The sequence below is a fragment of the Streptomyces sp. NPDC053493 genome, assembly GCF_044544825.1.
Taxonomy (GTDB): Bacteria; Actinomycetota; Actinomycetes; order Streptomycetales; family Streptomycetaceae; genus Streptomyces.
The window spans coordinates 1-20,729 of sequence record NZ_JBITXS010000024.1 but is presented as its reverse complement, the minus strand read 5'-3'; the positions used below and the strand labels follow the sequence as shown (position 1 = coordinate 20,729).

General features: G+C 73.4%; 16 protein-coding genes. 12 read left to right on the top strand and 4 right to left on the bottom strand.

Annotation, left to right across the window (positions count from 1 at the left end; genetic code table 11):
* Positions 1–618 carry a cysteine dioxygenase gene (locus ACIGO8_RS33770; RefSeq protein WP_399738800.1) on the bottom strand — a complete coding sequence of 206 codons (618 nt, stop codon included), beginning with the start codon at positions 616–618 and terminating at the stop codon, positions 1–3.
* 681 nt (positions 619–1,299) lie between these two features.
* Between ACIGO8_RS33770 and ACIGO8_RS33765 the strand changes: the two genes are divergently transcribed.
* The 3 genes from ACIGO8_RS33765 to ACIGO8_RS33755 all read left to right on the top strand — a co-directional run bounded on the left by ACIGO8_RS33765 (position 1,300) and on the right by ACIGO8_RS33755 (position 7,063).
* Positions 1,300–1,563: a WhiB family transcriptional regulator gene (locus ACIGO8_RS33765; RefSeq protein ID WP_389215982.1), complete on the top strand. Its 264-nt coding sequence runs from the start codon at positions 1,300–1,302 to the stop codon at positions 1,561–1,563.
* Positions 1,564–1,838: 275 nt separating this feature from the next.
* Positions 1,839–5,531: a glycosyltransferase gene (locus tag ACIGO8_RS33760; protein WP_399738795.1), complete on the top strand. Its 3,693-nt coding sequence runs from the start codon at positions 1,839–1,841 to the stop codon at positions 5,529–5,531.
* On the top strand, positions 5,528–7,063 hold the full coding sequence (locus ACIGO8_RS33755) for a DUF5719 family protein (RefSeq protein ID WP_399738792.1): 1,536 nt from the start codon (positions 5,528–5,530) through the stop codon (positions 7,061–7,063). Before ACIGO8_RS33760 ends, ACIGO8_RS33755 begins: the two co-directional genes overlap by 4 nt.
* Before the next feature lie 231 nt (positions 7,064–7,294).
* Here ACIGO8_RS33755 and ACIGO8_RS33750 read toward each other — a convergent pair whose 3' ends face one another.
* The gene (locus tag ACIGO8_RS33750) at positions 7,295–7,717 is read right to left on the bottom strand and encodes a metallopeptidase family protein (RefSeq protein ID WP_399738848.1); all 423 of its coding nucleotides are present in this window, start codon (positions 7,715–7,717) and stop codon (positions 7,295–7,297) included.
* A 287-nt stretch (positions 7,718–8,004) separates the two neighbouring features.
* On the opposite strand from ACIGO8_RS33750, the gene ACIGO8_RS33745 reads away from it, so the two are divergent.
* From ACIGO8_RS33745 to ACIGO8_RS33720, 6 genes are all read left to right on the top strand, one after another.
* Positions 8,005–8,442 carry a DUF3499 domain-containing protein gene (locus ACIGO8_RS33745; RefSeq protein ID WP_399738845.1) on the top strand — a complete coding sequence of 146 codons (438 nt, stop codon included), beginning with the start codon at positions 8,005–8,007 and terminating at the stop codon, positions 8,440–8,442.
* Between the two features lie 89 nt (positions 8,443–8,531).
* Entirely contained in the window at positions 8,532–9,893 is a 1,362-nt protein-coding gene (locus ACIGO8_RS33740) for a phosphomannomutase/phosphoglucomutase (protein ID WP_399738789.1), read from the top strand.
* 705 nt (positions 9,894–10,598) lie between these two features.
* Positions 10,599–10,784 carry a Trm112 family protein gene (locus tag ACIGO8_RS33735; protein ID WP_399738786.1) on the top strand — a complete coding sequence of 62 codons (186 nt, stop codon included), beginning with the start codon at positions 10,599–10,601 and terminating at the stop codon, positions 10,782–10,784.
* Between the two features lie 131 nt (positions 10,785–10,915).
* Positions 10,916–12,070, top strand: a complete 1,155-nt coding sequence (locus ACIGO8_RS33730) for an SIS domain-containing protein (RefSeq protein ID WP_399738783.1) — start codon at positions 10,916–10,918, stop codon at positions 12,068–12,070.
* A 547-nt stretch (positions 12,071–12,617) separates the two neighbouring features.
* A complete protein-coding gene (gene manA, locus ACIGO8_RS33725) occupies positions 12,618–13,769 on the top strand; it encodes a mannose-6-phosphate isomerase, class I (protein ID WP_399738780.1) in 1,152 nt (383 codons plus the stop codon).
* A gap of 91 nt (positions 13,770–13,860) precedes the next feature.
* Positions 13,861–14,793, top strand: coding sequence for a cation diffusion facilitator family transporter (locus tag ACIGO8_RS33720; protein ID WP_399738776.1), 933 nt, complete (start codon positions 13,861–13,863; stop codon positions 14,791–14,793).
* A gap of 92 nt (positions 14,794–14,885) precedes the next feature.
* Here the strand turns inward: ACIGO8_RS33720 and lepB are convergent, their stop codons facing one another.
* Positions 14,886–15,614 carry a signal peptidase I gene (lepB, locus tag ACIGO8_RS33715; RefSeq protein WP_399738773.1) on the bottom strand — a complete coding sequence of 243 codons (729 nt, stop codon included), beginning with the start codon at positions 15,612–15,614 and terminating at the stop codon, positions 14,886–14,888.
* Between the two features lie 444 nt (positions 15,615–16,058).
* Here lepB and ahcY point away from each other — a divergent pair, with 444 nt between their 5' ends.
* Together ahcY and ACIGO8_RS33705 are read left to right on the top strand one after the other, a co-directional pair.
* Positions 16,059–17,513, top strand: coding sequence for an adenosylhomocysteinase (gene ahcY / locus ACIGO8_RS33710; protein ID WP_399738770.1), 1,455 nt, complete (start codon positions 16,059–16,061; stop codon positions 17,511–17,513).
* Between the two features lie 168 nt (positions 17,514–17,681).
* Positions 17,682–18,293: a hypothetical protein gene (locus ACIGO8_RS33705; RefSeq protein ID WP_399738767.1), complete on the top strand. Its 612-nt coding sequence runs from the start codon at positions 17,682–17,684 to the stop codon at positions 18,291–18,293.
* 2 nt (positions 18,294–18,295) lie between these two features.
* On the opposite strand, the gene ACIGO8_RS33700 is transcribed toward ACIGO8_RS33705, so the two are convergent.
* A complete protein-coding gene (locus ACIGO8_RS33700) occupies positions 18,296–19,249 on the bottom strand; it encodes an RDD family protein (RefSeq protein ID WP_399738842.1) in 954 nt (317 codons plus the stop codon).
* Positions 19,250–19,397: 148 nt separating this feature from the next.
* On the opposite strand from ACIGO8_RS33700, the gene ACIGO8_RS33695 reads away from it, so the two are divergent.
* Positions 19,398–20,405, top strand: a complete 1,008-nt coding sequence (locus ACIGO8_RS33695) for a stage II sporulation protein M (RefSeq protein ID WP_399738764.1) — start codon at positions 19,398–19,400, stop codon at positions 20,403–20,405.
* Positions 20,406–20,729 lie beyond the last annotated feature (324 nt).

Below are 20,729 nucleotides of genomic sequence, written 5' to 3'. Positions count from 1 at the left end.
TCAGGCGGACACGACTCCCGGAGTGGAAGGGGCGGAAGGGGCGGACGGAGCGGACAGGACCGCCGGGGCGGCCGCGGCGACCGGGGTTGCCGGGGCGACCGGCGCGGCCGGCACCGGAGGGAGCACCGGGCCGGCGGCCGTGCACTGCTGGCGTACCGACTCGTGCATCGGCATCTCGGTGAGGCCCGGGTAGTAGACGTGCAGGCTGACCGCCGGCTCCAGGGAGTCGTTGACGACCTCGTGGACGTAGCCGGGCGCGAACACCCGCTCGGTGCCCGCGTCGAGCTTCCGCGCGCCCCGCTCCGTACGCTCCGTCAGTTCACCGGACAGGACGGTGAGGACGCCGGACGACGGGCCGTGGTCGTGGCTTCCGCTGCCCTGGCCCGGCAGCCAGGAGAGCAGCCAGACCTCGTAGCCGGGGCCGGTGCGCAGCCGGTGGTACCAGCGGGTGGTGGCGTCGTACTCGACGTGCGGGGCCCACCGGGCCCGGTCGGCGGCGATCTCGCGGGCGAGACCGACGAACTCGGCCACGGTGGTGGGGTGCTCGCGGGCGGGCTGCAGGAGGTGCGGGACCTCAAGGATGTCGCCGGCGATCTGAAGGTCGCTGTCCATGTTCATGGGGTGCGGTGGTTCCTCGGCAGAAGTGCTGGGGTGTCGCAGAGCAGATGCTGGATACAAGGAGGGTGCGGTCGTGGGAGGGACCGCGTGGGAAGCCGGAGCGCGAGGAAGGAAGGACGCGCGTCAACAGCTGGGACAGCAACAGCAACAGCGCGCCTGGACAGCGCGGCGGAACCCACGGGCGTGGGTCGCGGCGGGCGCTGAGGTCGCTGGCATGCCACCAAAGTGGCGCGAGGGACACCCGACTGTCAACTCAATGCCCGATTTGGGCGCTATGTTTCACCTCATCCGGTTACTGAACGTGGAGAAAGGTTTGTGCAGCGTGAGGCGAGGAGAGATGGCGCAGCATCCGTCACCGTAAACACGGCCGCGGTCTTGTGATCAGACTGTGATCCGGATCGCTTCCGTGGCTGGATCGCAACAAGATCCACGTTTCGGGCGTCCTTCTCTGTGGGGCGTGACGGTGGGATCAGGCCCGCGGCATGTGTCACGTTTTTTGGTGATTTGAACACTTTCCGTATAGGCTTGGTTCCGCAGAGTGAATACGGGGCCCAATAGCAGATCTCGGCTTGACTCGCACAGAGCACGAACTTGTAATTTCACTCGTGTCGTTCGGCCGGATCGATCCGGAATCGACAACGGCGACATCACGGGGACGCAAGAGACAGACGAGGGGCGCACATGACCGAGACGTTCCAGGAACTGCTGGTCGAGGACGCGGGCGAGGAACTCGGCTGGCAGGAGCGCGCACTGTGCGCCCAGACCGACCCCGAGTCCTTCTTCCCCGAGAAGGGCGGCTCGACCCGCGAGGCCAAGAAGGTCTGCCTCGCCTGTGAGGTCCGCTCGGAATGCCTCGAATACGCGCTGCAGAACGACGAACGCTTCGGTATTTGGGGCGGCCTTTCCGAGCGTGAGCGCCGCCGCCTCAAGAAGGCCGCCGTCTGAAACCGGCCACCGGCGCCCCGCGGCGTACGACACGACGGACGCCCCGGACACGACGACGCACGCCGGGCACGAAGACCCACTCCGCGCCGGGCACGAAGACCCACTCCGCGCCGGACACAAAGACGCACACGACGTACACAACCAGCGGTCCGCACCCTGTGCTCCATCCACAGGCGGCGGACCGTCGTCGTGTCAGCCGTTAGTGTGGGCCTCCGTCCGAGACGCACCCACGCCCCCTCACCGGGGCGACCCCCGGCCGGAGGGCCCGTAGCTCGATGTCCTCAACTCCTGAGTTTCCGCGACACGTCGTCACCGCCGTGCTCGTCGCCCACGACGGCGCCCGCTGGCTGCCGGACGCCCTCGCCGGGCTCCTCGCCCAGGAGCGCCCCGTACAGAACGCCGTCGCCGCCGACACCGGCAGCTCCGACCACTCCGCCCAGCTGCTCGCGGACTCGCTCGGAGCCGACCGCGTCCTGCACCTCGCCCGCCGCACCGGATTCGGCGCCGCCGTCGAGGAGGCCGCCCGCACCGCGCCCGTCCTCGGCCCCGAGGAACTCCCTTATCTGAAGCGGCCCAGCGGCTGGGACCCGGACACCCGCACCTGGCGCGACGACGCCTACGACCTTCCCGAACTCCCGCACGGCGAGCCCGTCCAGTGGCTCTGGCTGCTGCACGACGACTGCGCGCCCGAGCCCGGCGCCCTCGCCGAACTCCTGCGCGTCGCCGACTCCGACGCCTACGCCGCCGTCATCGGCCCCAAACTGCGCGGCTGGTACGACAAGAAGCAGCTCCTCGAAGCCGGCGTCTCCATCGCCCGCAGCGGCCGCCGCTGGACCGGCCTCGACCGTCGCGAACAGGACCAGGGCCAGCACGACCAGATCCGTTCCGTCCTGTCCGTCTCCAGCGCCGGCATGCTCATCCGGCGCGACGTCTTCGAGGAACTCGGCGGCTTCGACCGCCGCCTGCCCCTCATGCGCGACGACGTCGACCTGTGCTGGCGCGCCCACGCCGCCGGCCACCGCGTCCTCGTCGCACCCGACGCCGTCCTGCGCCACGCCGAGGCCTCCGCCCGCGAACGCCGCACCGTCGACTGCGCCGGCCGCTCCACCGCCAACCCGCACCGCGTCGACAAGGCCGGCGCCGTCTACACGCTGCTCGCCAACACCCGTGGCGCCGCACTGCCCTACGTCTTCCTGCGCCTCGTCCTCGGCACCCTCCTGCGCACCCTCGCCTACCTCGTCGGCAAGGCACCCGGCCAGGCCGTCGACGAGATCATGGGCCTGCTCGCCACGCTCCTGCGGCCCGAGAAGATCCTCGCCGCCCGCAAGCGGCGCAAGAACCCGGCCGTCCCGGCGAGCGAACTCCGCTCCCTCTTCCCCGCGCCCGGCGCCACCGTCCGCGCCACCGCCGAACAGCTCGCCTCCCACTTCGGCGGCTCCGACGCCGACTCCGGCGGCTCCCGCCACGGCGCCGTCGAGTCCGGACCGGGCGGAGACGACGCCGACTACCTGGAGATCGAGCAGTTCGCCCGGCTGAAGAAGATCGCCCGCAAGCCCGGGCCCGTCCTCTTCGCCCTCCTCCTCGTCGTCTCCGTCGTCGCCTGCCGCAACCTCTTCGGCGGCGGCTCGCTCGCCGGCGGCGCCCTGCTGCCCGCGCCCGACAGCGTCGCGGGCCTCTGGTCGCGCTACGCCGACGGCTGGCACGCCATCGGCACCGGCGGCACCCAGACCGCCCCGCCCTACCTCGCCGTCCTGGCCGCGCTCTCCGCGCTCTTCCTCGGCTCGACCTCCTTCGCGCTGACCGTGCTGCTCGTCTGCTCGGTCCCGCTGGCCGGCCTCACCGCCTACTTCGCCTCCCGCGGCATCGTCGAGTCCCGCCTCCTGCGCGCCTGGGCCGCCGTCGCCTACGCCTTCCTGCCCGCCGCCACCGGCGCGCTCGCCACCGGCCGGCTCGGCACCGCCGTCCTCGCCGTCCTGCTGCCGCTCATCGCCCGCGCCGCCGTCGCCGCACACGGCCTGCGCGGCACGGAGCGGGGCGAGCGCGGCAGCTGGCGCGCGACCTGGGCGTACACCTTCCTCCTCACCTTCGCGACGGCCTTCACCCCGGTCGTCTGGCCGCTCGCCGTCGTCCTCGGCCTCGGCGTGCTCGTCCTGCGCCGCGACGACATCACCGCCTACGGACTGCGCTTCCTCGCCGCCGTCGGCACCCCGCTCCTCCTCCTCGCGCCCTGGTCGCTCTCCCTCCTCACCAGCCCCTCCGCCTTCCTGCGCGAGGCCGGCCTCGACATCCGTACGGGCACGGCCTCCGCCCTCGACCTGCTCGCCGCCAGCCCCGGCGGCCCCGGCACCACCGGCGGACTCGTCCTCGTCGGCCTCGTGCTCGCCGGACTCGCCGGCCTGCTGCGCGAGGAGCGCGTCCTCGCGGTCCGCGCCGCCTGGACCGCCGCCCTCGCCGGCCTCCTCTTCGCCGTCCTCACCAACGGCGCCGGCGGCACCGGCTGGTCCGGACCCGCCACCCTCGTCTACGGCGCGGCCCTGCTCGCCGCCGGCATGATCGGCGCCGAGGGCGGCCGCAGCCGCGTCGCCGCCCACGGCTTCGGCTGGCGCCAGCCCGTCGCCGCGCTCGTCGCGCTCGCCTGCGCCCTCGGCCCGGTCGTCGCCGCGGCCGGCTGGATGATCGGCGGCGCCGACGGCCCGCTCACCCGGCGCGACCCGGTCCAGGTGCCCGCGTTCGTCGCCGAGGAGAGCGGCACCCGCGACCAGGCCCGCACCCTCGTCCTCGGCGGCAGCACGCCCGGCCAGGTCTCCTACACCCTGGTCCGCGGCTCCGGCGGCCGCCTCGGCGACGCCGAACTCGCCGCCACCGGCGGCGGCGATCCCCGCCTCGACGAGGTCGTCGCCCACCTCGTGGCCGGCTCCGGCGCCGACCAGACCGAGGAGCTGAGCGGCTTCGCGATCCGCTACGTCCTCGTCCGGGACGGCGCGCCGCGCGCCATGGGCCGCGTCCTCGACGCCACTCCCGGTCTGTCCCGGCTCAGCCAGCTCGACGGCAGCGCCCTGTGGCGGGTCGACCGCGAGGTCGCCCGCATCACGATCGTGCCCGCCTCGGGCACGTCCGCCCCGTCCGCGACGTCCGCCTCGGGTGCCTCGGGCGCCGAGCCGGTCACCGTCGCCGCCGGGCCCGTAGAGGCCCACGCCGACATCCCGGCCGGGCCGGCCGGCCGCGTCCTGCGTGTCGCCGACCGCGCCGACGCCGGCTGGACCGCCACCCTCGACGGCAAGACGCTCGAACCCACCACCGTCGACGGCTGGGCGCAGGGCTTCGAACTGCCCGCCGGCTCCGGCCGCCTCGACCTCACCTACGAGGAGCCGCTCACCCACACCGCCTGGATCTGGACGCAGGCCTTCCTCGGCCTGGTGCTCCTCGTCCTGGCCCTGCCCGGCCGCCGCCGCGACATCGACGACGACCTGCCCGACGAGGAACTCGCCGTCCCGGCCCCGGCCGCCGAGGGCGACGGCCGCCGCGCCCGCCGCCTGCGCGCCGCCGCGGAAGCCGCCGAGGCGGCGGAGGCCGCCGAAGCCGGGAACGCCGGGAACGCCGGGGACGCGGCCCAGCCGGAAGCGGAGCCCGTCGCCGTACCCGTACCCGAGCAGCCGGCGTACGGACAGCAGCCCGAGTGGGACGGCCAGTACGCCACCGCGCAGCAGGGCTACTACCAGGACCAGCACCAGCACCAGGATCAGCAACAGAGCCAGTACCAGGAGCAGTACCAGGAGCAGTACGCCTACGACCCGTACGCGCAGCAGTCGTACGACCCGCAGACGTACACCCCGCAGCAGGGCTACGACCCGTACGCCCAGCAGCCCGGCTACGACCAGCAGCAGCCGTACGAGACCTACGACCCGTATGGCTACGAGCAGCAGCACCAGCCGCCCCAGCAGCGTCCCGACGGGAGCAGCAACACGTGAAGCGCACCACCCTCTCCCTGATCGCGGTCGCCACCACCCTCGCCGCCGTCACCGGCGTGGCCGCCCTCACCGTCCCCGACGGCACCACGAACGAGCCCCTGACCGCCGGCCGGCCGCTCCCGGTCGAGCGCACCAGCCTGCTCTGCCCGGTGCCCAGCACGTCGGAGGTCGCCGAGACGACCTACACCTCCTACACGCCGCCCGCGCCCACGACGGGCGGCGCACCGGCCGGACGGCCCTCGGGCGAGCAGCGGACCGACAAGGCCGAACTCAAGGTCGCCGCCGCTGCCACGACACCCGGCGAGACACCGGCCAAGAAGGGCAAGGAACCCAAGGCCCCGGCCACCGTCACCAAGCCCGGCGCACCCGTCACCGCCGAGGCCGAGGGCGCCGCCGTGCCCGCGCTCACCGGCTCGGCGAACGGCACCCTCGCGCCCGGCTGGACCGTCCAGCAGACCACCGTCGTCCCGGCCGGCGGCGCCCGCGGCCTGCTCGGCGTCAGCTGCACCGCCCCGGACACCGACTTCTGGTTCCCGGCCGCGTCCACCGCCAAGCAGCGCCAGGACTACGTCCACCTCACCAACCCCGACGACGCCACGGCCGTCGCCGACATCGAGCTGTACGGCCCCGAGGGCGCGCTCAAGTCCCAGGTCACCGAGGGCATTCCGGTCCCCGCCCACTCCAGCGTCCCGGTCCTGCTCTCCACCCTCACCGCCGACCCGGCCCAGCAGGACGTCACCGTCCACGTGACCACCCGCAGCGGCCGCGTCGGCGCCGTCGTCGGCTCGGCCGACGAGAAGCTCGGCAGCGACTGGCTCCCGGCCTCCGCCGACCCGGCCGGCACCGCCGTCCTGCCCGGCATCCCGGCCGACGCGACCTCGGTGCGGCTGGTGGCGTACGCGCCGGGCGACGACGACGCCGACCTGAAGATCCAGCTGGTCACGCCCACCGGCACGATCGTCCCGGCGAGCGCGGGCACCCTCCACGTCAAGTCCGGCATGACCGCCGCCGTCGACCTGCCCGACCTCACCCGCGGCGAGCCCGGCTCGCTGCTGCTCAGCCCCGCCGACCCGAAGAAGCCCACGCCGGTCGTGGCCGCGCTGCGCGTCGTCCGGGGCAAGGGCGAGCAGCAGGAGGTGGCCTTCATCCCGGCCACCGCCGCGATCGAGGGCCGGGCGACCGTCGCCGACAACCGGGCCAAGGGCTCCACGCTCGCCCTGACGGCACCCGCCGGCGGCGCCGAGGTCCGCGTCACCGCCTCGGCCGGCTCCGAGGGCGGCACCCAGGTCACCAAGACCCTGACGCTGAAGGCGGGCACGACGACCTCGCTCGCCGCGCCGGTCCCCGGCGGCCTGAAGGGCTCCTACGCGCTGACCGTGGAACGCCTCTCGGGCGGCCCCGTGCACGCCTCGCGGCTGCTGGAGCTGCCGGAGGACGGCATCCCGATGTTCACGATCCAGCCGCTGACCGACGACCGCAGCACGGTCAAGGTCCCGACGGCACGCCAGGACCTGTCGGTCCTGGACGACTGACCGACCCGTACGGGTGGCGCGACCGCCCGTACGGGTGGTCGCGGCCCCGGCGGGCGGCGCGACTGTCAGACCGCCGGGCGGGCCTCCCGGTCCGCTCGGGACCCGGCGGCCTCTCCGGTCTCTCAGGCCCGCCTGCCGGGCGAGCCTCCCGGTCCGCACGGGTCCGGCCGGCCTCTCCGGCCTGCCAGGCCTCTGAGGCGTCTCTGCCCGGGGCCTCAGTCCTGCCCGACCTCAGTCCTGCCCGTACCGCGGGTCGACCGACTCCGGCGAGAGGCCCAGCAGATCGGCGACCTGCTCCACGACGACCTCGTGGACGAGCAGCGCCCGCTCGTCGCGGCTCTTCGACCGGATTTCGACGGGTCGCCGGTAGACGACGACACGGGCCGGCTCGTTCTTCTCCGCCGGCGTCGAGCCGCCCAGCGGCACCGACTCGCCCGACACCGCCGGAGGCACCTCCATCACCATGAACTCCACGTCCGCGAGCTGCGGCCAGCGCCGTTCGAGGCGCTCCACGGAGTCGAGGACCAGATCGCGGAAGGTGTCCGCCCGGCTCGCGGACAGCGGGACCTGCGGCGGGGCGACCGGCCCCCGCATGCCCCGGCCGTGCCGGTCACGGCGCCGTACGCGCGGCGCGGGACTGTCCATGCTGTCCATCACTGACGCAGCGTAACTCCCCGAGGTGTTCCGGGACCGGTCCGCGAAGCGGCCCGCGCCGCCGAACGACCGATCCGACTGTCCGAAGTTGAGCATTCCGGCCAAGCACGGGCGCGATTTCCCGGGCGACCCGGATCGGCCATCTGGCCGTGGTTGACCGGATTTCTCCCGCGCGTTGTCCGGATCGCGTCCCGCCGCGGCCGCCGTGTCCCGTCGCTCCCGCAGGTCAGAACGGACGTCCGGACCCGACCCGTGGCGGAGGTCACAGCGCGACACGGTGGAGTGACCTGGGGGAGAGTCGTCGCGGCCCGCTCAAGAGTGCGGTACCGTCCAACGTCGTGAGCCCTGTACGTCGCTGTTCGCGCACCGCGTGCGGCCGCCCTGCCGTCGCGACACTGACGTACGTCTATGCCGACTCGACTGCGGTCCTCGGCCCGCTCGCCACCTACGCCGAGCCCCACTGCTACGACCTGTGCGCCGAGCACAGCGAGCGGCTGACCGCCCCGCGCGGCTGGGAGGTCGTGCGGCTCTCCGACGCCGGCGCCCCCGCCCGGCCCAGCGGCGACGACCTCGAAGCCCTCGCCAACGCGGTACGGGAGGCGGCCCGCCCCCAGGAGCGCGCGGCCGAGGCGGGCGGCGGCAAGGGCGGCGGCGCCCGCGGCGGCGATCCCGTGGAGATCGGCCGGCGGGGCCACCTGAGAGTGCTGCGTTCCCCCGAGAACTGATCAAGGTCCGCTCCCGGGTAGTTTGGGCGTTCCGTACGCGCGCCGCATCCGCGCGTACGCCGCATGCCGAGACTTCAGGAGGTTGATCCGTGGCTGCTGATCTGTCGCAGATCGTGAAGGCGTACGACGTCCGCGGGGTGGTGCCGGATCAGTGGGACGAGACGCTCGCCGAGCTCTTCGGCGCCGCCTTCGTCCGGGTGGTGGACGCCGACGCCATCGTCATCGGCCACGACATGCGGCCCTCGTCGCCCGGTCTCGCCGCCGCCTTCGCGCGCGGCGCGGCCCGCCTCGGCGCCGACGTGACGCTCATCGGGCTCTGCTCCACGGACCAGCTCTACTACGCCTCCGGTGCGCTGAACCTGCCCGGCGCGATGTTCACCGCCTCGCACAACCCGGCCCAATACAACGGCATCAAGATGTGCCGCGCCGGCGCCGCCCCGGTCGGCCAGGACACCGGCCTCGCGGACATCCGCGCGCTCGCGGAGCGCTGGACGGAGGAGGGCGCGCCGGAGGCGGCGGCCACCGAGGGCACGGTCACCGAACGCGAGACGCTGGGCGACTACGCGGCCCACCTGCGGTCCCTGGTCGACCTGACCTCGATCCGGCCGCTGAAGGTCGTGGTCGACGCGGGCAACGGCATGGGCGGCCACACCGTGCCGACCGTGTTCGACGGGCTGCCGCTGGACGTCGTCCCGATGTACTTCGAGCTCGACGGCACCTTCCCCAACCACGAGGCCAACCCGCTCGACCCGAAGAACATCGTCGACCTCCAGGCGCGGGTGCGGGCCGAGGGCGCCGACCTCGGCATCGCCTTCGACGGCGACGCCGACCGCTGCTTCGTCGTCGACGAGAACGGCGACCCGGTCTCGCCGTCCGCCATCACCGCGCTGGTCGCGGCGCGCGAACTGGCCAAGCACCCCGGCGGCACGGTCATCCACAACCTGATCACGTCGTGGTCCGTGCCGGAGGTCGTCCGCGAGAACGGCGGCACGCCCGTCCGCACGCGGGTCGGACACTCCTTCATCAAGGAGGAGATGGCGAAGACCGGCGCGATCTTCGGCGGCGAGCACTCCGCGCACTACTACTTCAAGGACTTCTGGAACGCGGACACCGGCATGCTCGCCGCGCTCCACGTCCTCGCGGCGCTCGGCGGCCAGGACGGCCCGCTGTCCACCCTGGTCTCCGCGTACGACCGCTACGCGTCCTCCGGCGAGATCAACTCCACGGTCGCCGACCAGACCGCCCGCCTCGCCGCGGTGAAGGCCGCCTACGCCGACCGCGAGGGCGTCACCCTCGACGAGCTCGACGGCCTGACAGTCACCTCCGCGGACTGGTGGTTCAACCTCCGCGCCTCCAACACCGAACCCCTCCTCCGCCTCAACATCGAGGCCCGCGACACACCGACGATGCAGTCCCTCCGCGACGAGGTCCTGGCTCTGGTCCGCGCGTAAGGACCCACGGGTCGGGCGCGGCTCGGCCAGAGGGCCCGGGGTCGGTCTCCAGGCCCGGCCGGCCCCGGCCGGCTTGGCCCACTGGCCGGGGTCGGCTCGGGCCTTAGGCCCGGCCCCGTGCCCGTCTCGGCCGTTGGGCCTTGCCGGGCCTGGGGCCATCCGGCCCCGCGGGGCGTGCGGGCCTCTTGGGCCCGCCGGTCCCGGCTGGCCCAAGGGACAGCGCCCGCACGGGCGTCGCCCCCGCACCTGCGACGGCGTGGCCGCCTCGAAGGGCGGGCGTTTCGGCCCACGAGGCGGGCGCGGCCCACGTCGGCCCGCCCACGAGAACACACGCGACACACGCCCGGCCGGCGCCGTCCCAGCCCTGGCCGTCCATGCCGCCCGGCGCGCCCTACGCCGGCCCCGCGGTCACCGTCGGCACGTCCACGGCGCCCCGCGCCATCCCGCGCCGCCCCGCGCCGAGCCGCCCGCGAGGGCAAGCGCTTCACGCCGGCCGCGGTCCACGACGGCCGGCGCGCCGCAACCCCGCACCCCCACAAAACGCTCCCGCGCCCTCCACCCGTCACCCGCCGTTCCCCTCCCCGCCGCCGCCGCCCCGCAACGTAACCCCCGCGCCCTGCCCCCGCGTCGGGCGCGCCGTTCGCGGCCCGGCGGTAGGCTGACCTGGCCCGAGAGACCGTTCGTACCGCCCGAAGGGACCCGCCCATGCCGCTCGAAGCCGGCCTCCTGGAGATCCTGGCCTGCCCGGCCTGCCACGCCCCGCTCGACGACCGTACGGCGGCGGAGGAAGCACCGGAGCTGGTCTGCACCTCCGCCGACTGCGGGCTCGCCTACCCGGTCCGCGACGGCATCCCCGTACTGCTGGTCGACGAGGCGCGCCGCCCCGAGTAGCCGCGCCGGGGGCGGCCCCGGGGCGACCCGGGGCGATCCCGGGGAAGGTAGCCGGGGAACAAGCCCCGGGTAAGACGAACGCCGCCGCCGGCACCCCGCCGGCCCCGCTCCGACGACCGGAGGCCCGCCACATGCTCGACGAGACGCTCCTCGACGCACCGGACGCCCTCGCCCTCGCCGACCGCCGCGGTCTGCTCCGCGGCGCCGCGGGAGCGGGAGCGCGGGTACGGACCGCCGCCCGGCACGCCGCCGAGGCCGGGATCGCGGAGCTCCGCCCCGAGGGCCGGCCCCGCACCGTCCTGGTCGCGGGCCCCGGCACCGCCGCGGCGGGCGTCGCCGACCTGGTGGGCGCGCTCGCGGGCGCCGCGGCCCCGGTGATCCGGCTCCAGCCCACCGGCGTCGCTCCCGCCGCCGGCGCCCTGCGCTGGTCGCTGCCCGGCTGGGCCGGTTCGGTCGACCTCCTCCTCGTACCGACGACGGACGGCTCCGAGCCCGGCCTCGCGCTGCTCGCCGAGCAGGCGTACCGCCGCGGTGTCACAGTCGTCGCCGTCGCCCCGAAGGACTCGCCGCTCGCGGAGTCGGTGAGCGGCGCGCGCGGCCTGCTGGTGCCGATGGCGATGGCGCCGCACGAGACGGCCGAGGAGTACGCCGAGACGCTCGCCGCGAGCCCCGGCGCCCTGTGGGCGCTGTTCACACCGCTGCTCGCGCTCCTCGACCGGCTCGGCCTCGTCGAGGCCCCGGCGGAGGCGCTGGAGCAGGTGGCGGACCGCCTGGACCGTACGGCGGAACGCTGCGGCCCGGCGATCGCCACGTACAGCAACCCGGCGAAGACGCTCGCCGCCGAGCTCGCCGACTCGCTGCCGCTGGTGTGGACCGAGGGCGAGGTGGCCGGCCCGGCCGGCCGCCGGTTCGCGGCCGTGCTGTCGGAGCTGGCCGGGCTGCCGGCCCTCGCCGCCGAGCTTCCGGAGGCGCTGCCCGCGCACGGCATGCTGCTCGCCGGCGACTACGCGGCGGGCGCGGACCCGGACGACTTCTTCCGCGACCGCGTGGAGGAGCCGCAGACGCGGCGCGCCCGCGTGGTCCTGCTGCGCGACCGCCCGGCCGAGGGCAACGTCCTGAGCGCCGCGCCGGCCGCCCGCGAAGTCGCGCTCGGCCACGAGACGGCGATCAGCGAACTGGAGCCGGAGGAGGGCAGCGCGCTCGAGAACCTCGCGGAGCTGCTCGCCGTGACCGACTTCGCCGCGGTGTACCTGGCCCTGGCCTCCGCGGGCCGCGCGCCCGAATAGGCCCACCCCGGTGCCCACCCTCGGCCCCGCCCCGCACCACCCTCCGACCCCGCCGCGCGTCCACCTCGGCTCCCAGCACCCCACGGCACGCCCGACGCCGACGGAGCCGACGGCGCGTACGGCGGCCCTGCCGCTCACGGCGCCTACGGCGCCCGCGGCATCCGCAGCGCTCGCGGTGCCCACGGCAGCCACCGCACGTACGGCGCCCGCGGCATCCGCGGCGCTCGCGGTGCCTACGGCAGCCACCGCACGCAGGGCGCCCGTGGCGCCGACGGAACGTGCGTCACGTACGGCGCTCACGGCATCCGCGGCGCCCACGGTCCCTACGGCAGCGACCGTGCGCCCGGCGTCCACAGCGTCCACGGCGCTCACGGTGCCTGCGGCCACCGTCGTGGGCCCGGCGCCCCCGGCCCCCGCGCCGCCGACGGCACTTACGGCGCCCACGCCTCCCGCGCATGCGCCGGCCCCGGCGCTGACGGCGCCCACGCCGCCCACCGCCCCCACGTCCATCACCGCACCCACCGCACTGAAAAGAGCTGGAAGCCCCATGGACCGCCTCGTCAACACCGTCCGCCCCTACGCCTGGGGCTCCACGACGGCCATCCCGGAGCTGCTCGGCGTCGCGCCCACCGGCGAGCCGCAGGCCGAGCTGTGGATGGGCGCCCATCCCAGCGCCCCGTCCCGCACCGACCGCGGCGCCCTGGGCGATCTCCTCGCCGCCGATCCCGTACGCGAACTCGGCGCGGCCACCGTCGAGAAGTTCGGGCCCCGGCTGCCGTTCCTGCTCAAGCTGATCGCCGCCGGCGCCCCGCTCTCCCTCCAGGTCCATCCCGATCTCGCCCAGGCGCGGGCCGGGTTCGCCGCCGAGGAGGCCGCGGGTCTGCCGCTCGACGACCCGGCCCGCAACTACAAGGACGCCAACCACAAGCCCGAACTGATCTGCGCCCTCACGCCCTTCCACGGACTGTGCGGCTTCCGCGACCCGGTCGCCGCCGCCGACGAGATGGCCGCGCTCGGCGTCGACTCGCTCAAGCCGTACGTCGACCTCCTCCACGCCCACCCGGAGGAGGCCGCGCTGCGCGAGGTCCTCACCGCGCTGCTGACCGCCGATCCCGCCGAGATGGCCCGCACCGTCGCCGAGGCCGCGGCCGCCGCCGCCCGCCTGGGCGGCGTCCACACCACGTACGCGCAGATCGCCCACCACTATCCCCACGACCCGGGCGTCCTCGCCGCCATGCTGCTCAACGAGGTCACGCTGCAGCCCGGCGAGGCCCTCTACCTCGGCGCCGGCGTCCCGCACGCCTACCTCGACGGCCTCGGCGTCGAGATCATGGCCAACTCCGACAACGTGCTGCGCTGCGGCCTCACGCCCAAGCACGTCGACGTCCCCGAACTGCTGCGCATCGTCCGCTTCGAGCCCGCCGAGCCCGGCATCCTGCGCCCCGAGGCCTCGCCGTCGGGCGAGGAGGTCTACGACACCCCGATCGACGAGTTCCGCCTCTCCCGTTTCGTACGGCCCGAGGGCGCGGCCCCGGTCGACCTCACCGCCGCCACACCGCAGATCCTGCTCGCCACCGCCGGCCGTCCCGGCGTGGGCGACCTGGCCCTCGCGCCCGGCGAGTCCGTGTTCGTACCGGCGGGCGAAAAGGCCGAACTGTCCGGTACGGGAACGGTCTTCCGCGCCACCGTCGTCGCCTGATGCGACAATGACCGGCCGAACGACGGCAAAGGAACGGCAATAAGCTGCCGTCGACAGGGCCGGAGCACCGACGAAGGGAACAGACAGACCCATGAGCGCGTCAGGCGGAACCAAGGCGATCGTGGCGGCCCTCGCCGCCAACCTCGCGATCGCCGCAGCCAAGTTCGTGGCGTTCCTCTTCAGCGGTTCGTCCTCGATGCTCGCCGAAGCCGTCCACTCGCTGGCCGACTCCGGCAACCAGGGCCTGCTGCTCCTGGGCGGCAAGCGCGCCCAGCGCGAGGCCACCCCGCAGCATCCGTTCGGCTACGGCCGCGAGCGCTACATCTACGCCTTCCTCGTCTCGATCGTGCTCTTCTCGGTCGGCGGCATGTTCGCGATCTACGAGGGCTACGAGAAGATCAAGCACCCGCACCCGATCGAGGCCTGGTACTGGCCGGTCGGCGTCCTCGTCTTCGCGATCATCGCGGAGGGCTTCTCCTTCCGCACCGCGATCAAGGAGTCGAACGAGCTGCGCGGCAACCTGTCCTGGAAGGACTTCATCCGCCGCGCCAAGGCGCCCGAGCTCCCGGTCGTCCTCCTCGAGGACTTCGGCGCCCTCGTCGGTCTCGTCCTCGCCCTCGGCGGCGTCGGCCTGGCCCTCGCCACCGGCGACGGCGTCTGGGACGGCATCGGCACCGTCTGCATCGGTGTCCTGCTCGTCGTCATCGCGATCGTGCTCGCCGCCGAGACCAAGTCGCTGCTGCTCGGTGAGGCCGCCGGCATCGAGGACGTGAAGAAGATCGAGGCGGCGATCGTCGACGGCGAGACCGTCACCCGCCTCATCCACATGCGCACGCTCCACCTCGGTCCGGAGGAGCTGCTCGTCGCCGCGAAGATCGCCGTTCAGCACGACGACACCGCCGCCGAGGTCGCCACGGCCATCGACGCCGCCGAGGCCCGGATCCGCGCCGCCGTCCCGATCGCCCGGGTCATCTACCTGGAGCCGGACATCTACAGCGAGAAGGCCGCCGCTCCCGGCGCCTGAGACTCACCGGCCGTACGCGAGAGGCCCCGGACCCGCCATGGGTCCGGGGCCTCTCGCGTACGCCCCAGGCATCAGGGCTGCCCAGGCAAGGTTCAGGCGCCGCCGCCGTGCCCGCCGCCGTGTCCGTCACCGTGCCCGCCGACGGGATACGGCTGCGGCGGAGGCGGCGGCACGGCGCGCCGCGCCGAGCGCCCCGTCAGCCACCCGGCGAGCCCGAGCCCGAACCCGACGAGCAGCGCGATCACGCCCGCCGCGGCGGCGCCGAACGCGGCGAGGGAGCCGGCCGGGCTGTCCGCGGCCCGCTGCTTCACGGCCGCGACCGGTACGGTCCCGCCGGGAGAGCCGTCCTGGTGGAAGCGCGAGTCGAGCGAGTTGCCCCGGTTGTCGCCGAGCAGGAACAGCCGACCTTCCGGGACCTTCACGTCGATGCCGAGCGGCGTGCCGGCGACCGGGCCGCCGTCGGCCACGTACGGCTCGGAGAGCGGCCTGCCGTTGACGTAGAACCGCCGGTCGTCCGACGTGACGTGATCGCCGCCGACGCCGATCACCCGCTCGACGGCCAGGCCTTCGTGGATGCCCCACTCCGGCACCGCGACGAGCACGACGTCCCCGCGCCGCACCTCGGAGGGCTCGATCCGCTCGGCGTAGAGCATGGTGCCGGGCCGGTGGGTGGGGCGCATCGCCTCGCTCCCGATCCGATGCGCCGGATACGCGCTCCGCAGCACCAGCCCCACGGCGAACAGCGCCACCCCGAGCGCGGCCAGCACCCAGCCCGCGATCCGCAGCCCTCGCCCCGGCCGCGCCGTGCTTCCCGGTCTCATCTCCCCGCCCCTCCCACCAGCCCGGCCCGCACCCTATCCACCGAGCCTCCACCCGCCCTTCCACCCGCCCTTCCCCCCGGCCGTCGTCCCCGCCTCGCACATGGCGCCGGCCCGCGCCGGGCAGCCTCCTACGCCTCTTGTCGAGCCCTGATCCGGCCGAGTTCGAGGGCGGCCCGGATCATGGGCCACTGTGGGTCACTGCGCCGATCGGTGTAGATTCGTGACCAGCCAGACGTCGCTGCTGATGGCGGTCGGGCGGTCCGCACCTGGACCGGCCGAGGGAGAGAGGGCCTCCGACGACTGCACCGCGGGAGCACCCGGGCATTCGTATGCCGTGCGTAGGTCATGCGCGTAGGCCATGCGTACGTCCGTGTCGCCTCGCAGCCGCGGTGCCAGGTGCCCACTCGACCCCTCGAAACCGATCCACGAGGAGCAGCTCCAGTCATGACGACTGTCGCCAAGCAGGACTTCAAGGTCGCCGACCTGTCCCTGGCCGCGTTCGGCCGCAAGGAGATCACCCTCGCCGAGCACGAGATGCCCGGCCTGATGTCGATCCGCCGCGAGTACGCCGAGCAGCAGCCGCTCGCCGGCGCCCGGATCACCGGCTCGCTGCACATGACCGTGCAGACCGCCGTCCTCATCGAGACCCTGGTCGCCCTCGGCGCCGAGGTCCGCTGGGCCTCCTGCAACATCTTCTCCACCCAGGACCACGCCGCCGCGGCCATCGCCGTCGGCCCCAACGGCACCCCGGAGAACCCCCAGGGCGTCCCGGTCTTCGCCTGGAAGGGCGAGACCCTGGAGGAGTACTGGTGGTGCACGGAGCAGGCCCTGACCTGGCCGAACACGCCCACCGGCGGCCCGAACATGATCCTCGACGACGGTGGTGACGCCACCCTCCTCGTCCACAAGGGCGTCGAGTTCGAGAAGGCCGGCTCCGCTCCGGACCCGTCCACCGCGGACAGCGAGGAGTACGGCTACATCCTCCAGCTCCTCAACCGCACGCTCGCCGAGAGCCCGCAGAAGTGGACCCAGCTGGCGTCCGAGATCCGCGGCGTGACGGAGGAGACCACCACCGGTGTTCACCGTCTCTACGAGATGATGCAGGCCGGCACGCTGCTGTTCCCGGCGATCAACGTGAACGACGCCGTGACGAAGTCGAAGTTCGACAACAAGTACGGCTGCCGCCACTCGCTCATCGACGGCATCAACCGCGCCACGGACGTCCTCATCGGCGGCAAGACCGCCGTCGTCTGCGGCTACGGCGACGTCGGCAAGGGCTGCGCCGAGTCCCTGCGCGGCCAGGGCGCCCGCGTCATCGTCACCGAGATCGACCCGATCTGCGCGCTGCAGGCGGCGATGGACGGCTACCAGGTCACGACCCTGGACGAGGTCGTCGAGACCGCCGACATCTTCATCACCACGACCGGCAACAAGGACATCATCATGGCCTCGGACATGGCCAAGATGAAGCACCAGGCGATCGTCGGCAACATCGGCCACTTCGACAACGAGATCGACATGGCCGGCCTCGCCAAGATCCCGGGCATCGTCAAGGACGAGGTCAAGCCGCAGGTCCACACCTGGACGTTCCCCGACGGCAAGGTGCTGATCGTGCTGTCCGAGGGCCGCCTGCTCAACCTGGGCAACGCGACCGGCCACCCGTCCTTCGTGATGTCGAACTCGTTCGCGGACCAGACCCTGGCCCAGATCGAGCTCTTCACCAAGCCCGAGGAGTACCCGACCGACGTCTACGTGCTGCCCAAGCACCTCGACGAGAAGGTCGCCCGCCTCCACCTCGACTCCCTCGGCGTCAAGCTGACGACGCTCCGCCCGGAGCAGGCCGAGTACATCGGCGTCAAGGTCGAGGGCCCCTTCAAGCCGGACCACTACCGCTACTGATCCGACGCATCTCCGACGCACCGATCCGACGACCGGCGGGTGACGGCACACGACACCGGCACCCGCCCGTCGCAGGCACCCGCAGCGGAACAGGCAGGCCCCCGCACCCCCGTGCCGGGGGCCTGCCCCGTCTCTCGACTACCGCTCCAGGACGCATCCCGAGGACCCATGCCCCGCGGCCGCTATTCGCTCCATGATCCGCACGATCACACCCCCCTCGGCGAAGAACACTTCAACTGCGCGCCCGGCCCTTCCGGCTGGCGCTACCTCTCCCGGACCACGTCCCCCTCCGGCGAGACCACCGGCTCCGTCGACCTGGCCATCGACGAACTCGGCCGCCCCATCCGCCTCGAACTCCACGCCGCGCACTGGCAGGTCCGCGGCGCCGCCCTCGACGGCGTCACCTGGGTCCGTACCGACCCCACCGGAACCCACGCCACCGAAGGCAATGTGCGCGCCCACGCCTTCACCGGCACGTCCCCGGCGTTCCTCGTCGCGATCTCCCGACTCCTGCGCCTCACCCCCGAATCCCCGGAGACCCGCGTCCGGCTCGTCGCCTTCACGGATCCCGTCCTCGCCCCGCTGACGGTCGACCAGTCCTGGGCCCTGGTGAACAGTGAAGCGCACGCCACTGACAACGGACCTCTGATCGTGGAGGAGTACCAGGTCAGCGCCCTGGACACGGGGGAGCGGCACACCGTCCACCTCGCCGGCGACGTCGTCCTCTCCGCGCCCGGCATCGAGCTCGAGGAACTCGAGACCCCGCCGAACGCCTTCTGACCTCAGGCCGGGGGAGCGAACCCGGTCGCGGGCGGAGGCGCGGAAGCCGGATCCGAGGCCGTGACCGACGACGACGGCGGCACCGGTCCCGCCGCTGCCGGCCCCGCCACTGTCGGCCCCGACGGAACGGCCGCCCCTGCCGGTCCCGCCGGCTGACTCCGTACCGTCCCCGCCCCCGCGGCCGACACCGCCACTGCCGTCGCCGCCGACACCGGCGAAGGCGCGAACGCCCGCCGAGCGTCCCGCGCCTGCCGCTCGGCCACCACACCCGCCAGATACGCGCCGGCCGGCACACCCGGCGGCGCGGGCGTTCCCGTCCGCTCGGCCAGCTCGCCCGCGAGCCGCTTCGCCAGCCGCTGCCCGATCGCCGGATCCAGCTGGCCCATCCGCGTCAGGTACTGACGTATCTCCAGCCACAGCCCCTCGGGCACCGCTGACAGATCGAGGCCCGTGAACCGGCCCACCAGCCACGGCGGCGGAGGCGGCAGCACCGCACCCGCCGTCGACGCCACGCGCTCCCGCACCACCAGCGTCCCGGCGAACACGTCCCCGATCCGCCTGCCCCGCTCCGACACGAGCGACGCGACGCACGCGACGAACCCGAACGTCATGAGGATCTCGACGACTCCCATCGCTCCCCGCATCAGCGCATGCCGGAAGCGGATCGGCCCGCCGTCCTCCCGCACCACCCGCAGCCCGCAGGCGAGCTTCCCGAGCGACCGGCCGTGGGTCAGCGTCTCCACGGCTATCGGCGCCCCGACCAGCACGAGGACGAAGGACGCGATCGACAGCGCCATCACCGCCGCCTCGTCCAGCGACGCCGTGGCGAACGCAAGGCCGACGCTGATCAGCAGATAGACCGCCCACACCACGAGCAGATCGAGCAGCAGAGCCAGCGCCCGGCTCGGCAGCCGCGCGGGCTGAAGCCCAAGAAAGACGGCATCCCCCGTCACCATCCCGCTCACGGAGCCCACCCTTCTCCCCTTCTCCGCCCTGCCGAACCCGATCCGAACGCCAGTCTGCCAAGCTGACCCGCAGCGCGCCGCAGTTGTACGAGCCCGTACGCACCCCGTACGCACCCAGTGCCTGGAGCAGCAGCCGATCATGGACCTCGACGTCTTCGTCACCGCCCACCGCACGGAGTGGGATCGCCTCGACCAGCTGCTGGGCCGCGGCCGACGCCTCACCGGTGCCGAGGCCGACGAACTCGTCGCCCTCTACCAGCGCACGGCCACCCATCTCTCCCTGATCCAGTCCAGCGCACCCGACCCGATGCTCACGGCCCGGCTCACCCAGCTCGTCGCGCGCGCCCGCGCCACGGTCACCGGCACACGCCGTGCCTCCTGGCGTGACGCCGCCGCCTTCCTCACCACCGGGTTCCCGGCCGCGGTCTACCGCACCCGTCACTGGTGGGTCCCGACCGCCGTCGTCTCCACTGTGGTCGCGGTCCTCATCGGCTGGTGGATCGGCACCCATCCCGAGGTCCAGTCCGCGATAGGCGCCCCGGGCGAGCTGCGCGCGATGACCCGCCCCGGCGGTCAGTACGAGACCTATTACTCCAGCCACCCGGCGGCCTCGTTCGCCGCCCAGGTCTGGACGAACAACGCCCGGGCCGCAGCCCTGTGCCTCGTCCTCGGCGCGTTCCTCGGCCTGCCGGTCCTGGCGGTCCTCTTCGCCAACATGCTGAATGTGGGCATCGGCATCGGCCTCATGTCCTCCGCCGGCCGCCTCGACGTCTTCCTCGGCCTGATCCTTCCGCACGGCCTGCTCGAACTGACCGCCGTCTTCGTCGCCGCCGGCACCGGCCTCCGCCTCGGCTGGACCCTCGTCGACCCGGGCCCGAAGACCCGCCGCGCCGCCCTCGCCGAACAGGGCCGCGCCGCCGTCGGCATGGCCGTCGGCCTCGCCCTGGTCCTCTTCCTCTCCGGCCTGATCGAAGGCTTCGTGACGCCCTCGGGCCTGCCGACCTGGACCCGCATCGCCATCGGCATCGCCGCCGAGCTGGCCTTCCTCCTGTACGTGTACGTGCTCGGCGGCCGCGCGTCACGCGCGGGCGAAACGGGCGACGTGGCGGAGGCGGACCGCACGGCCTCGGTCCCCACGGCGGCCTGATTCGCAGAGCACTCCGCTGACCTGCTAGTCTCCTCTTCGCCCGCAAAACCCGTTGACACGGGTGGCGTGGGGAGGTAGATTCAAACGGTTGCCTGGGAGCTGGACAAGCCCGAGGCTGACAAGTTAGACTCTTCCTCGCTCCGGTTCGGAGCCACTCTCGATTCCTTATCCGAATCACGAAGTCACCGATTAGGTCGACCGAAATGAATCTGATAAAGTCGAGAAGCGCCGGAAGGCCTCGGAAAAAGACGAAAGTCGAAATCGGGACCGGAAAGCACCGAGGAAATCGGATCGGAAAGATCTGATAGAGTCGGAAACGAAGGA

Bases quoted from the DNA above. Each gene is read 5' to 3' on its own strand.
- ACIGO8_RS33765 (WP_389215982.1), top strand. From the start codon at position 1,300: ATGACCGAGACGTTCCAGGAACTGCTGGTCGAGGACGCGGGCGAGGAA.
- ACIGO8_RS33750 (WP_399738848.1), bottom strand. From the start codon at position 7,717: ATGGACAGCATGGACAGTCCCGCGCCGCGCGTACGGCGCCGTGACCGG.
- ACIGO8_RS33720 (WP_399738776.1), top strand. From the start codon at position 13,861: ATGAGCGCGTCAGGCGGAACCAAGGCGATCGTGGCGGCCCTCGCCGCC.
- ACIGO8_RS33770 (WP_399738800.1), bottom strand. From the start codon at position 618: ATGAACATGGACAGCGACCTTCAGATCGCCGGCGACATCCTTGAGGTC.
- ahcY (WP_399738770.1), top strand. From the start codon at position 16,059: ATGACGACTGTCGCCAAGCAGGACTTCAAGGTCGCCGACCTGTCCCTG.
- ACIGO8_RS33735 (WP_399738786.1), top strand. From the start codon at position 10,599: ATGCCGCTCGAAGCCGGCCTCCTGGAGATCCTGGCCTGCCCGGCCTGC.
- ACIGO8_RS33695 (WP_399738764.1), top strand. From the start codon at position 19,398: ATGGACCTCGACGTCTTCGTCACCGCCCACCGCACGGAGTGGGATCGC.
- ACIGO8_RS33760 (WP_399738795.1), top strand. From the start codon at position 1,839: ATGTCCTCAACTCCTGAGTTTCCGCGACACGTCGTCACCGCCGTGCTC.
- ACIGO8_RS33700 (WP_399738842.1), bottom strand. From the start codon at position 19,249: ATGGTGACGGGGGATGCCGTCTTTCTTGGGCTTCAGCCCGCGCGGCTG.
- lepB (WP_399738773.1), bottom strand. From the start codon at position 15,614: ATGAGACCGGGAAGCACGGCGCGGCCGGGGCGAGGGCTGCGGATCGCG.
- ACIGO8_RS33705 (WP_399738767.1), top strand. From the start codon at position 17,682: ATGCCCCGCGGCCGCTATTCGCTCCATGATCCGCACGATCACACCCCC.
- manA (WP_399738780.1), top strand. From the start codon at position 12,618: ATGGACCGCCTCGTCAACACCGTCCGCCCCTACGCCTGGGGCTCCACG.
- ACIGO8_RS33730 (WP_399738783.1), top strand. From the start codon at position 10,916: ATGCTCGACGAGACGCTCCTCGACGCACCGGACGCCCTCGCCCTCGCC.